The 11,954-nt window shown below is 68.0% G+C and carries 11 protein-coding genes; 5 read left to right on the top strand and 6 right to left on the bottom strand.

Features of this window, described 5'->3' with window-relative positions:
* Positions 1-24: 24 nt before the first annotated feature.
* The 6 genes from cls to B9Y64_RS18200 all read right to left on the bottom strand — a co-directional run bounded on the left by cls (position 25) and on the right by B9Y64_RS18200 (position 5,049).
* Positions 25-1,443 (bottom strand): cardiolipin synthase, encoded by a 1,419-nt coding sequence (cls, locus tag B9Y64_RS18175; RefSeq protein WP_100441906.1) that lies wholly within the window; start codon positions 1,441-1,443, stop codon positions 25-27.
* A gap of 139 nt (positions 1,444-1,582) precedes the next feature.
* Positions 1,583-1,831 carry a hypothetical protein gene (locus B9Y64_RS18180; RefSeq protein ID WP_100441907.1) on the bottom strand — a complete coding sequence of 83 codons (249 nt, stop codon included), beginning with the start codon at positions 1,829-1,831 and terminating at the stop codon, positions 1,583-1,585.
* A 505-nt stretch (positions 1,832-2,336) separates the two neighbouring features.
* Positions 2,337-2,504, bottom strand: a complete 168-nt coding sequence (gene rpmG, locus B9Y64_RS18185) for a 50S ribosomal protein L33 (RefSeq protein WP_169411268.1) — start codon at positions 2,502-2,504, stop codon at positions 2,337-2,339.
* 10 nt (positions 2,505-2,514) lie between these two features.
* Positions 2,515-2,751, bottom strand: coding sequence for a 50S ribosomal protein L28 (gene rpmB, locus B9Y64_RS18190; protein ID WP_005411638.1), 237 nt, complete (start codon positions 2,749-2,751; stop codon positions 2,515-2,517).
* Positions 2,752-3,488: 737 nt separating this feature from the next.
* On the bottom strand, positions 3,489-3,998 hold the full coding sequence (gene dnaQ, locus B9Y64_RS18195; protein ID WP_100441908.1) for a DNA polymerase III subunit epsilon: 510 nt from the start codon (positions 3,996-3,998) through the stop codon (positions 3,489-3,491).
* A 160-nt stretch (positions 3,999-4,158) separates the two neighbouring features.
* A complete protein-coding gene (locus B9Y64_RS18200; RefSeq protein ID WP_100441909.1) occupies positions 4,159-5,049 on the bottom strand; it encodes a LysR family transcriptional regulator in 891 nt (296 codons plus the stop codon).
* 108 nt (positions 5,050-5,157) lie between these two features.
* Here B9Y64_RS18200 and B9Y64_RS18205 point away from each other — a divergent pair, with 108 nt between their 5' ends.
* The 5 genes from B9Y64_RS18205 (at position 5,158) to B9Y64_RS18225 (ending at position 11,912) form a co-directional block, all read left to right on the top strand.
* Complete coding sequence (locus B9Y64_RS18205; RefSeq protein ID WP_100441910.1) at positions 5,158-5,547, top strand: RidA family protein; 390 nt, start codon at positions 5,158-5,160, stop codon at positions 5,545-5,547.
* Between the two features lie 300 nt (positions 5,548-5,847).
* Positions 5,848-6,180 (top strand): hypothetical protein, encoded by a 333-nt coding sequence (locus B9Y64_RS18210; protein WP_100441911.1) that lies wholly within the window; start codon positions 5,848-5,850, stop codon positions 6,178-6,180.
* 56 nt (positions 6,181-6,236) lie between these two features.
* Positions 6,237-7,490: a TolC family protein gene (locus B9Y64_RS18215; RefSeq protein ID WP_100441912.1), complete on the top strand. Its 1,254-nt coding sequence runs from the start codon at positions 6,237-6,239 to the stop codon at positions 7,488-7,490.
* Complete coding sequence (locus tag B9Y64_RS18220; protein WP_100441913.1) at positions 7,487-8,692, top strand: efflux RND transporter periplasmic adaptor subunit; 1,206 nt, start codon at positions 7,487-7,489, stop codon at positions 8,690-8,692. The genes B9Y64_RS18215 and B9Y64_RS18220 overlap by 4 nt, the downstream gene beginning before the upstream one ends.
* A 10-nt stretch (positions 8,693-8,702) precedes the next feature.
* Positions 8,703-11,912 (top strand): efflux RND transporter permease subunit, encoded by a 3,210-nt coding sequence (locus B9Y64_RS18225; RefSeq protein ID WP_100441914.1) that lies wholly within the window; start codon positions 8,703-8,705, stop codon positions 11,910-11,912.
* Positions 11,913-11,954 lie beyond the last annotated feature (42 nt).

Here is an 11,954-nt window from a genome sequence, read left to right on the forward strand (position 1 = left end):
CCGGAATGGGCGGTTGCCGCCGCCTCACATCAACGCATCGGCCAGGCGTGCGATGCCCTCGCGGCTGCGCCGCCACGTGGGACGGCTGCGCCACTGCTGCAGATCCAGCTGGCGCGCCTCGCGCAGGTAGCCATCCTCGATCGCGCACAACTGCTGTACCAGCGCACGGTCATAGCAGATCAGGCCGATCTCGGCATTCAGCGCGAACGAGCGGATATCCATGTTGATCGAGCCGAGCACGGCGATGTCCTCGTCCACGCTCATGTGCTTGGCGTGCAGGAACTGCGGTTCGTACAGGGCGATGCGCACGCCACAGCGCAGCAGCTCGTCGTAGTACGCCTCCTGCGCCCACGAGGTCAGCCGCTGGTTGTTGCTGGCCGAGAGGATCAGCTGCACGTCCACGCCGGACAATGCGGCAATGCGCAGCGCGCTCAGCGTGGCTTCGTCGGGCACGAAATACGGGGTGACCATCACCAGCCGGCGCCGCGCCAGATGGATCAGCGCCGCCACCGCATCGCGCGCGTTGCTGTACGGGTATGCCGGGCCGCTGGGCAGCAGCTGGGTGGCGATGTCGTCGCTGCACTCGGGCACATCGGCGATCACGTCCAGGCGCTGGCCGGTTTCCATGTACCAGTCGCTGGCGAAGACCGCTTCCAGATGCGCCACGGCCGGGCCACGCACGCGCGCCACCAGTTCGCGGTTCGGGTGGCCGGGCACGAATTGCGGGCCCGCCAGGTTCTGCGAACCGACATAGGCCACTTCGTTGTCGATCACCGCGATCTTGCGGTGGTTGCGCAGGTCCATGCGCCCGCTGCGGCGCCAGCGCAGGCCACCCGGCAGCATCGCCCGTACTTCGATGTCGCGCGCTTCCAGGCGCTTGCGATAGGCGCGCAGGCCGCGCTTGGCGCCCACCGCGTCGAGCAGCACACGGCACTGCACGCCACGCGCCGCTGCACGCTGCAGCGCCTCGACGATGGCCTCGCCCACCGCGTCGTCGAACATCAGGTAGTACAGCAGGTGCACGCGGTCTTCGGCCTGGTCGATGTCGGCGATCAGCGTGTGCAGCGATTCGTCGTAGTCGGTCAACAGATCGACTGCGTTGCCGTGCACCGGCATGAAGTCACCCTGGCGCTGCACCAGCGGCACGATCTCGGCGCTGGCGGTATCCGGCTGCGGGGTCCAGCGCAGGCGATGCTGCAACGCCTGTTCCTCGCGGATCACCTGCGAGGCCTCGGCCTGGCGGCGGATGCGCTCGCGCGACAGCCAGGGGTGGCCGAACAGCAGGTACAGCGGCAGGCCCAGCAGTGGCACGAAGCCGACCAGCAGCAGCCAGCTGCGCGCGGCCCCCGGCGTGGTGCGGGTGGGGATCCAGCACAGCGCGACCAGCCGGATCAGCCAGTCAATCAGCAGCAGGTACGAACCCAGCAACCACTCGAACAGCATCGTGTCGCCCGTCGGGAGGTGATGGGCCATTCTGCCCAGCAGGGTGTGTAGAGTCGAGCTTGCTCGACTGCCGCAGCGCAGCCGAGCGTGGGCTCGGCTCTACAAGAGCCGTCGAGCAGGCTCGACGCTACGGGATGGCTCAATGCCGCACCGGCACCTCGCACAGCTGGCGCACCGAATCGGCGTGGCGGCGGCCGTTGAGCGCCATGCAGGCAATGGCCTGCGCGGCCCGCTCCAGCTGCGCCTCCGGCAGCGGCGACGGTGCACCGTTGGCCAGTGCCAGATGGTGATCGCACAGCAGCAGCGCCATGCCCTCGATGCCTTCCAGCATGCGCTGCAGGCGCAGCCAGCCCAGTTCCAGGTCCTGCCGGTGTGATGGGGTGTTCATGCAACCTCCTTCAACGGATCTGGCCACCGGTGAAGGTGGCGGACGATGCGTGGTTGCAATACCGGGAACGGTAGCCACCAAACCGGCGGGCGCGAGGCCCCCACGCACCGTCCGCCATAGAGGCAGATGGGTCACCCGCCGTCGGCGGAGTTTTTCCGGCAACGGCGGGCGAGTTTACTGGCTACCGATTCGACGGGATTGCAAGCCCGGCCACTGCAACCGCAGCGGCTCGCCATCATGGGCACGGCGAGCCCTGTCGTTCCAATCGATTTGGAGCGCACGAGGCGCCGGAACCGGTAGGAACAATCACTTATCGCATCCGGCCCTTCACACCAGGCAGGGCGCCATTGGCGACAGCGTGCGCAGGGAGTCCGGCAGTGCCGACCAACGGTCGGCACCCACCATGGCTATGCCGCAGCAGGCAGCAGCCACCACAGAAATGCCGGGCATGAAAAAACCCGCCACAAGGGCGGGTTTCTTCGCGGGGATCAGCAATCCGTGCGGATTACTTGATCTTGCCTTCCTTGTACAGGACGTGCTTGCGCACGACCGGATCGTACTTCAGGAATTCCATCTTCCCCGGGGTGTTCTTCTTGTTCTTGTCGGTCGTGTAGAAGTGGCCGGTACCGGCCGAGGAAATCATACGGACCTTATCGCGCTTGCCTGCCATGATGCTTTACTCCTCAGACCTTTTCGCCGCGCGCACGCAGCTCAGCCAGAACGGAATCAATGCCGTTCTTGTCGATGGTGCGCAGTGCATGCGCGGAAACACGAAGCTTGACCCAGCGGTTCTCGCTGGCCACCCAGAAACGGCGCTCGTGCAGATTCGGCAGGAAACGACGACGGGTCTTGTTGTTGGCGTGCGAGACGTTGTTACCCGTCTGCACTCGCTTGCCGGAAACCTGGCATACGCGGGACATTGCGCACCTCGATAGTAGTAGTTGTCAGCCCGTAGCCCGGGAGACGGCGGCCTCGATGGTTGCCCACCACACGTCAAGAGAATCAAAGGGTTACGCTGGCGTTGGGCGGCCGGGGACGTGCTCCCGGGGGCGCCGCCCGATAGAAAACCGGACACAGCGAGCCGCGCATTATGCACGGGTTCAAGCACTTGCGCAAGTTACCCACAGGCTGGGGCTGAACACGGCAACCGCCGTCCTGCAGAGCCGGGCCCATGCTCGGCCCAGTCACGCCGCACCCGCGGTGTGACGGGAAGGCCGCCGAGCGTGGGCTCGGCTCTACAACAGCGACCGCCTTGCTGTGGAGCCGAGCCGATGCTCGGCCCAGTCACGCCGCACCCGCGGTGTGACGGGAAAGCAGCCGAGCGTGGGCTCGGCTCTACAACAGCGACCGCCTTGCTGTGGAGCCGAGCCGATGCTCGGCCCAGTCACGCCAGACCCGCGGTGTGATGGGAAAGCAGCCGAGCGTGGGCTCGGCTCTACAACTGCGACCGCCTTGCTGTGGAGCCGAGCCGATGCTCGGCCCAGTCACGCCGGACCTGCGGTGTGACGGGAAAGCAGCCGAGCGTGGGCTCGGCTCTACAACAGCGACCGCCTTGCTGTGGAGCCGAGCCAATGCTCGGCCCAGTCACGCCGCACCCGCGGTGTGACGGGAAGGCCGCCGAGCGCGGGCTCGGCTCTACAACAGCGACAGAGCTGGCTCAGCGCAGGTGCGGAATGACCTGGGCCAGCAGATGGGCATCCTTCAGCGCGCCGTGCAGGCCCCGGTTGCCGGGAATGCGCAGGCGCTGCAGCACATCGTCCAGCTTGTTGCCCTGGCCCGGCCAGCGCCCCCGCGCCAGCTTCAGGCTGCAGGTGATGTGGCAGTGCTGGGCCAGCGTGGCGGGGATGCCAGCCAGGCGCAGCTCGTTGTCCAGGAAACCCACATCAAAGGTGGCGTTGTGCGCGACCATCTCGCTGCCACGCAGGAACTCCAGCAGTTCTGCGGCCTTGCTGGAGAACAGCGGCTTGCCCACCAGCATCGCATCGCTGATGCCATGCACGCGCTGCGCGCCCCAGTCGACCTTGCGCTGCGGCTGCAGGTAGGTGTGGAACTGACGGCCGGTGAGCTGGCCATCGATCAGCTCGACGGCACCGATTTCGATCACCCGGTGCCCCAGGCGGTGGGAGATGCCGGTGGTTTCGGTATCCAGTGCAACGATGCGACTCATGCGTGAGGTTCAGTTCCTTGATGCGCTGCCTGGCATGGTCGCACGAAGACTGGCCCGATCCGGCAGGAGACTCCCTGTAGAGCCAAGCCTACGCTCGGCTCGCGCGCGAAGCGCGGCCCTTGAGCGTTGGAGCCAGAAACAGCCGAGCGTGGGCTCGGCGCTACAGTGCTGCCACCACCCAATCAATGAACACCCGCAGCCGCTGGCTCATGTGCCGGTTCGGCGGGAACATCACGTGCATCGGCATCGGCGGCAGCTGCCAGTCCTCCAGTACCGGCAGCAGCTCGCCGCGCGCCACGTGCGGCGCGGCCATGTAGCCGGGCAGCGCCACCACGCCCAGACCCGCCAGCGCCGCCGCCAGATAGGCGTTGCCGTCGTCGAAGCCGACCGTGTAGCGGCCCTGCACCTCGATGCGCTCATCGCCACGCTGTGCAGTGAACACACGGGCGCGACCACTGCGCGGGCTGAGGAAGCCGACCATGTGATGGTCGGGCCCTTCCAGCGCGCGCGGGTCGGTCGGCAGGCCGAAACGCTGCACATAGCCTGGGCTGGCGTGGAAGCCGATCGGCAGTGCAGCCAGCGGCCGCGCCACCAGCGACGGGTCGGCCGGGGTGCCGCCGCGGATCACGCAATCGACGTTGTCAGCGATGACATCGACCTCGCGGTCACTCACGCCGATATCCAGCTGGATCTCCGGATAGCGCGCCTGGAAATCCGCCAGCGCCGGCACCAGCCGCAGCCGTGCGTAGGGCCCGGGCACATCCACGCGCAGGCGGCCGCGTGGTTGGGCGGCCGCGTCGCCAAGGCCTGCTTCCACCTCGTCCAGTTCGGCCAGCAGCCGGGCGATGCGCGGGTAGTAGGCCGCGCCATCGGCGGTGACGCTGACCCGCCGGGTGGTGCGGTTGAGCAGACGCAGCCGCAAGTGCGCCTCCAGCTGCTGCACCAGCTGGGTGACCGTGGTGCGGCTGACCTGCAGGGTATGCGCGGCGCGGGTGAAGCTGCCGGTCTCCACTACCCGGGCAAACGCCCGCATCGCCTCGAAACGGTCCATGGCTGGCCGTGATTGTTTGGGATTGGCAATCAATCTAGGCCGATCATCGCGGTTTATCCAGACAGCGATGGCGGAGAGGATGGCGTTCTCTCCCACGGGATCTTCCCCATGTCACAGCGTGATGTCGTTTTCCCCGCCGGGCGCCAGGCCCTGTACGAACGCAACCGTTACTCGCCGGCGATCCGTTCCAATGGCTTCCTGTTCGTTTCCGGCCAGGTCGGTAGCCGCGAGGACGGTTCGCCCGAGCCGGACTTCGAAGCGCAGGTGCGCCGCGCCTTCGGGAATCTCAATGCGGTGCTGGCCGCTGCGGGCTGCACGTTCGATGACGTGGTCGACGTGACCGTGTTCCTGGTCGATCCGGAGAAGAACTTCGAGAAGGCCTGGGCAATCGTGCCCGAGTATTGGGGCGAGGCGCCGCACCCGACCCTGACCGGCATCGGCGTGACCTGGCTGTATGGGTTCCAGTTCGAGATCAAGGTGATCGCGAAGCTGCCGTGACCATTACTGTAGAGCCGAGCCCATGCTCGGCTGGTCGTACGAAAGCAGCCGAGCGTGGGCTCGGCTCTACAGACGGCATCCCGGTGTCCGACCCCACTGGCCGGAAGGCGTGTCGACCAAGGTCGACACCTACCAGAGCACATGTGCGCGGCGCACCCGAACGGCGGGTTGGGGTCAGAGCCCTTTCCCGAGGAAAGGGATCCGACCCCACGCCACCCACCTGAACGGGAGATTCCGACGGATTCCCGAAGCGGCCATTGATATTGTATCCGGCGAAAACCGCTTGCTAGCCTCCCCTTCATGCGCTGGATCACCCGCCACCTCCGTTCGACCCTGCTGATGCTGCTGATGGCGGCGTTCGTGGTCGTGCCGGTGGCCGACGCGCTGGCATGCACGGTGGAACCGCACGCCAGCACGGTGCATGTGGAATCCACACCGGATTCCGATGGCGATACCGACGGCAAGCATGTCGGCGCCTGTGGCCACAACCACTGCCACCACTCCAATCTGAGCCTGCCGGCCAGTACCCTCGCCGCCTTCGGTGCGCCACTGCCGGCGCGCTGGATGAATGCCGGCGACGCGGCGACCTATGCGGTTGCCCAGGATGAATTGACGCGTCCTCCCCGGGCGTGAGTTGAGCGCGTCCCGCATTCGCGGGCTTCGGTTCCCCTCACCTCCGGAAATTTTTCATGTCGACCCTGACACGTCGGCCGCTGCGTGCGGCCGGGCTGGTCGTCGCTGTGTTGCTGGGCCTGGCCCCGGCAGCATCGGTGATGGCGCAAGCCGCTCCTTCCTACGACACCCTGCTTGAACGCCTGGACCAGCTGCCCGGCACCCGCGTCGGCACGGCGCTGGCCGAGGCCGCCGATGCGCGCGCCGACCAGGCCCGCGCATTGCCCAACCCTTCCCTGTCCTGGTCTGCCGAAAATGCCTGGGGCACCGGCTCCTATGGCGGCATGGGCAAGGCCGACAGTGTGCTTACCCTGTCCCAGCCGCTGGAGGTCTGGGGGCAGCGCGGCGCGCGCGTCCGTGCCGCCCGCGCCGAGGCACAGGCGGCCAACCTGCGTGGCACCCAGAGCCGCAGCGACGTGGCCAGCCAGCTGGCGGTGGTCTACGCACAGGCGGAAAGTGCACTGCGCCGCTACGCCCTGGCCGAAGAGGCACTGAGCCTCACCCGCGATGACGCCGACGCTGTCAACGCGATGGTCAGGCAAGGGCGCGAACCGCAGCTGCGCGCGGTGCAGGCGCAGAGCGAGGTGGCCAATGCCAGCGCCTCGCTGGATGAGGCGCAGGCCTTCCGCGACGCCGCGCTGGCCCGCCTGGCCGGTGCCGCGCTGCTGGATGCGCCGGTGCAGTCGATCGACAACAGCCTGCTCGACCGTGCCCCGCCGCTGCCTCGTGGTGCGACCGATGTGGCGCTGGCGGTGCGCATCGCCGAGGCCGAAGCCGATGCGGCCGGCAAGCTGGTCGACGTGGAGCGCAAGCGCGCCCTGCCCGACCTCAGCGTCACCGCCGCGCAGACCCGCTTCCGCGAAGGCGGCGAGCGTGCCTACAACCTCGGGGTCAGCCTCAGCATCCCGCTGTTCGACCGCAACCGCGGTGGCATCCGCGCCGCCAATGCCGACCAGCGCGCGGCCGAGGCACGCCTGGACCAGCAGCGCCGCGACAGCGAGGCCGCACGCCTCTCCGCCGTGGCCGGACTGAAAGCGGCCGGCAGCCGTACCCGGGCCGCCGATGAAAGCGTGGTCGCCGCCGAAGAGGCGTATCGCCTGGCCCGCGTCGGCTTCGACGCCGGACGCATCTCGCAGCTGGAACTGCGCAGCACGCGCAGCGCCCTCATCGCCGCCCGCGGCACCGCCGTGGATGCGCGCCTGTCGCGCGTCGGCGCGGAAATCGATCTTGCCCGCCTTGAAGGGCGCGCACCTTTTGTGGAGGCCAAATGACTCTCTCCCGTACTTTCCCGCTGATCGGCGGCGTGCTGCTGACCGTCCTGCTGGCCGGCTGCGCTGGCAATGCGCAGACGCCTGCAAATGAAGACCCCGCTGCGGCCAAGGCCGGCACGGACGACGGCCATGGCCATGCGACCGACAGCAAGGAGGCCAAGGCCGAATCCGCGAAAGCGCCCGCCGACGCTGATGAGGGTGTCGTGCAGTTGACGCCTGAGCAGATCAAGGCATCCGGAATTGAAGTCGTCGCGATCGGTCGCGGTGGCGGCGGCTCCACGCGCCTGTCCGGCCGGGTCGAACCGTCGGTCGGTGCACGCGCCTCGGTGGCTTCGACCGTGACCGGCCGCGTCGAGCGCGTGCTGGTCGCGCCGGGCACGGCGGTGAAGCAGAACCAGGCATTGGCCATCGTGGTCAGTGGTGAGGCTGCGGTGTTCCGTGCCAATGCGCTGGCCGCATCGGCCGAGGCCGAGGCCGCACGCCTGGCCTATGGCCGTGACAAGGCGCTGGTCGACCAGGGCGTGGTCGCCCGCCAGGAAATGGAAGCCTCGCGCGCACGTTCGCTGGCGGCACAGGCCCAGGCCGCGGCCGCGCAGGCCCAGGCCGCCGCCAACGGTGCGCCCGATGCCAGTGGCCGCGTGCGCATCACCAGTCCGGTGGCCGGCATCGTCGGCAACGTGCAGGTCACTCCGGGTGGTGTGGTCGCCGCCGGCAGCGCAGTAGCCGATGTCGCCGACCCGGCAATGAACGAGCTGGTGTTCACCGCGCCGCCGGCGCTGGCCGCGCAGGTCACGCCGGGCATGAAGCTGGAGGTGAGCGTACCGGGCGGCAGCTTCACCGCCACCGTCACCGGTTCGGCCGCCGATGTGCGCCAGCAGGGCGGCGTCGCGGTGATCCGTGCCACGCCGGTGAATGCCGCGTTGCCGCCGGCCGGTTCGCCGGTCTCGGCCGTGGTGGTCACCGAAGGCCAGGAGGGCTCGCTCAGTGTGCCCGCCGATGCAGTGCAGAACGTCGATGGCAGCAGTGCGGTGTTCGTCGCCGTCGAAGGCGGCTTCAAGGCGCAGCCAGTCCTGGCCGGGCGCCGTGCCGGTGACCGCATCGAGATCCTCGGTGGGCTGACCGGCAGCGAGCGCATCGTCGGTGCCAATGCCTTCCTGCTCAAGGCCGAACTGGCCAAGGGCGAAGCCGAGCACGGCCACTGAGGAGGCGACCATGTTCAAGCTGATCATTGAAACAGCGGTGCGCCACCGCTGGCTGGTGGTGTTCATGGCGGCGCTGATCGCCGCGGTGGGCCTGTTCCAGCTGGGCAAGCTGCCGATCGACGCGGTGCCGGACATCACCAACCGCCAGGTGCAGATCAACACGGTGGCACCGGCGCTGACACCGGAGCAGATCGAGCGGCAGGTGACCTATCCGCTGGAAACCGCGCTGGCCGGCATTCCCGGCCTGACCACCACGCGTTCGTTGTCGCGCAATGGCTTCTCGCAGGTCACCGCGATCTTCACCGATGCGACCGACATCTACTTCGCGCGCCAGCAGGTGGCCGAGCGCATGCGCGAAGCCTCCGAAGACCTGCCCGATGGTGCGTCACCGATGCTGTCGCCGGTCACCACCGGCCTCGGCGAGGTGCTGATGTGGACGGTGGACTTCACCACCTTCGATCCGGCCAAGCTGGCCAAGCCCGGTGAAGCGGGCTGGCAGGCCGGCGAGGTCTACCGCACGCCGGAAGGCAACCTGCTGCGTACACCCGAAGAGCGTGCGACCTACCTGCGCACCGTGCAGGACTGGATCATCGCGCCGCAGATGCGTTCCAGCCCGGGGCTGGCCGGCGTCGATACGGTCGGCGGCTACGTGAAGGAGTACGGCGTGCATCCGGACAGCGCCCGGCTGGCCGCGCACGGCCTCGGCCTGGCCGACCTGGTCACCGCCCTGCAGCGTTCCAACGTGCAGGCCGGTGCCGGTTTCGTACAGCGTGCCGGTGAAGGCCTGGTGGTGCGAGCCGATGGCCTGGCGCTGACCACCGACGATCTGGCACAGGCCCCGGTGGCCACCCGCAATGGCGTGGTGGTGCGCGTTGCCGATGTGGCCGAGGTCGAACTCAGCCGCGCGCCGCGCCTGGGTGCGGCCAGCCGCAATGGCCATGAAGCCGTGCTGGGTACCGCGCTGATGATCGCCGGTGGCAACAGCCGCACCGTGGCCCAGGCCGCCGCTGCGCGCCTGGAACAGGTGAACAAGTCGCTGCCGGCCGACATCGTGGCCGCGCCGGTGCTGGACCGCAGCGTGCTGGTCAATTCCACCATCAAGACCGTGGCCAAGAACCTCACCGAGGGCGCGCTGCTGGTGGTGGTGGTGCTGTTCCTGCTGCTGGGCAACCTGCGTGCAGCGACGATCACCGCGCTGGTGATTCCGCTGTCGTTCCTGTTTGCAGTGATCGGCATGAACCGCTTCGGCATCAGCGGCAACCTGATGAGCCTGGGTGCGCTGGACTTCGGCATCCTGGTGGACGGTGCGGTGATCGTGGTCGAATCGACCCTGCTGATGCTGGGCCAGCGCCGCGCCGAGCTGGGCCGTGCATTGACCGCCATGGAACGCCTGCGCGTAGCCGCCGATTCGGCACTCAAGATGGCGCGACCGGCGGCGTTCGGCCAGCTGATCATCCTGCTGGTGTTCGCGCCGATCCTCACCCTGGAAGGTGTGGAGGGCAAGACGTTCCACCCGATGGCAGCGACCTTCATGCTGGCCCTGGTCGGTGCCTTCATCTTCTCCTTCACCTTCGTGCCGGCGATGGCTGCACTGCTGGTGCGCGAGCCCAAGGTGAAGGACGGTGAGGCGCATGCGGACGATGGCGAGCACGAGACGAAACTGATCCGCGTGCTGCGTGCGCGCATCGAGCCGGTGGTCCGCAAGGCCGTGGCGCATCCGCGCACGGTGCTGGCTGGTGCGGTGATGATGGTGGTGGTGGGCATCGGCTCGTTCTCGCTGCTGGGCCGCGAGTTCATGCCGACGCTGGACGAAGGCAACGTGGCGATGCAGGCCCTGCGCGTACCGTCGACCTCGCTGGAGCAGTCACTGGCGATGCAGCTGGCACTTGAGAAGGCGATCGCCAAACAGCCGGAAGTGGAAACCGTGTTCTCGCGTACCGGTACCGCCGAGGCGGCGATCGACCCGATGCCGACCAACATCTCCGACAGCGTGATCGTGCTGAAGCCGCGCAAGGACTGGCCCGATCCGAAGCTGGGCAAGGACGCTCTGGTTGCGCGCTTCGAGAAGCTGGCCGGGCAGCAGCTGGGCAACAGCTTCGAGTTCAGCCAGCCGATCGAGCTGCGCTTCAACGAGCTGATTTCCGGCGTGCGTACCGACCTGGCAGTGATGATCTTCGGCGATGACTTCAGCCAGCTGCAGAAGGTCGCCGACCAGGTGGCACTGAAGCTGCGTGCGGTGAACGGCGCGGCCGACGTGCGGGTGGAACAGATCTCCGGCCTGCCCACGCTCAACGTGGCGATCGACCACGTAGCGGCAGCGCAGTACGGGCTGACCGCTGCGGATGTGAGTGATGCGCTGTCCACCGGCATCGGCGGCACGGCTGCCGGCAAGATCTTCGAAGGTGATCGCCGCTTCAACGTGGTGGTGCGCCTGGACGATGCCTCGCGCAACGATCCGGACCAGCTGGCCTCGCTGCCGATCGCCACACCGTCCGGGTTGGTGATCCCGTTGTCGTCGGTGGCGCGCATCACGGTCAGCGAGGGGCCGAACCAGATCAGCCGCAACAACGGCAGCCGTCGCGTGGTGGTGCAGGCCAACGTGCGTGGTCGTGACCTGGGCGGTTTCGTCGGCGAGGCGCAGGCGGCGGTGGCCGACGTGGCACTACCGCCGGGTGCCTACCTGACCTGGGGTGGCCAGTTCGAGAACCTGCAGCGTGCCGAGAAGCGGCTGGCGACGGTGGTACCGGTGGTGTTCCTGCTGATCGGCAGCCTGCTGTTCATGGCCCTGCGCAGCGGCAAGGAAGCCATTCTGGTGTTCAGCTGCGTGCCATTGGCACTGGTCGGCGGCATCCTCGCGCTGCTGCTGCGTGGCATGCCGTTCTCGGTGTCGGCGGCGGTCGGCTTCATCGCTGTCTCCGGCGTGGCGACCTTGAATGGCCTGGTACTGATGCAAGCGATCCGCGAACGCCTGGACGCCGGTGACCTGCCGTTGCAGGCAGCGATCAACGGTGCGTCCAGCCGCATCCGCGCGGTGCTGACCACGGCGCTGGTGGCGATTGTCGGCTTCATTCCGATGGCCATCGCCAGCGGTTCCGGCGCGGAGGTGCAGAAGCCGCTGGCGACGGTGGTGATCGGCGGCCTGATCACCGCGACCGTACTGACCCTGCTGGTGCTGCCGACCTTCGCTGCACGGGTGGCCAAGCCGAGGGCGGTGGGATGAGGTTGGGGGTCGGAGCCCTTTCCACAGGAAAGGGATCCGACC

It is taken from the genome of Stenotrophomonas maltophilia (assembly GCF_002799245.1).
In the GTDB taxonomy this organism is placed as follows: Bacteria; Pseudomonadota; Gammaproteobacteria; order Xanthomonadales; family Xanthomonadaceae; genus Stenotrophomonas; species Stenotrophomonas maltophilia_S.

Bases quoted from the DNA above. Each gene is read 5' to 3' on its own strand.
- cls (WP_100441906.1), bottom strand. From the start codon at position 1,443: ATGCTGTTCGAGTGGTTGCTGGGTTCGTACCTGCTGCTGATTGACTGG.
- B9Y64_RS18180 (WP_100441907.1), bottom strand. From the start codon at position 1,831: ATGAACACCCCATCACACCGGCAGGACCTGGAACTGGGCTGGCTGCGC.
- rpmB (WP_005411638.1), bottom strand. From the start codon at position 2,751: ATGTCCCGCGTATGCCAGGTTTCCGGCAAGCGAGTGCAGACGGGTAAC.
- dnaQ (WP_100441908.1), bottom strand. From the start codon at position 3,998: ATGAGTCGCATCGTTGCACTGGATACCGAAACCACCGGCATCTCCCAC.
- B9Y64_RS18200 (WP_100441909.1), bottom strand. From the start codon at position 5,049: ATGGACCGTTTCGAGGCGATGCGGGCGTTTGCCCGGGTAGTGGAGACC.
- B9Y64_RS18205 (WP_100441910.1), top strand. From the start codon at position 5,158: ATGTCACAGCGTGATGTCGTTTTCCCCGCCGGGCGCCAGGCCCTGTAC.
- B9Y64_RS18210 (WP_100441911.1), top strand. From the start codon at position 5,848: ATGCGCTGGATCACCCGCCACCTCCGTTCGACCCTGCTGATGCTGCTG.
- B9Y64_RS18215 (WP_100441912.1), top strand. From the start codon at position 6,237: ATGTCGACCCTGACACGTCGGCCGCTGCGTGCGGCCGGGCTGGTCGTC.
- B9Y64_RS18220 (WP_100441913.1), top strand. From the start codon at position 7,487: ATGACTCTCTCCCGTACTTTCCCGCTGATCGGCGGCGTGCTGCTGACC.
- B9Y64_RS18225 (WP_100441914.1), top strand. From the start codon at position 8,703: ATGTTCAAGCTGATCATTGAAACAGCGGTGCGCCACCGCTGGCTGGTG.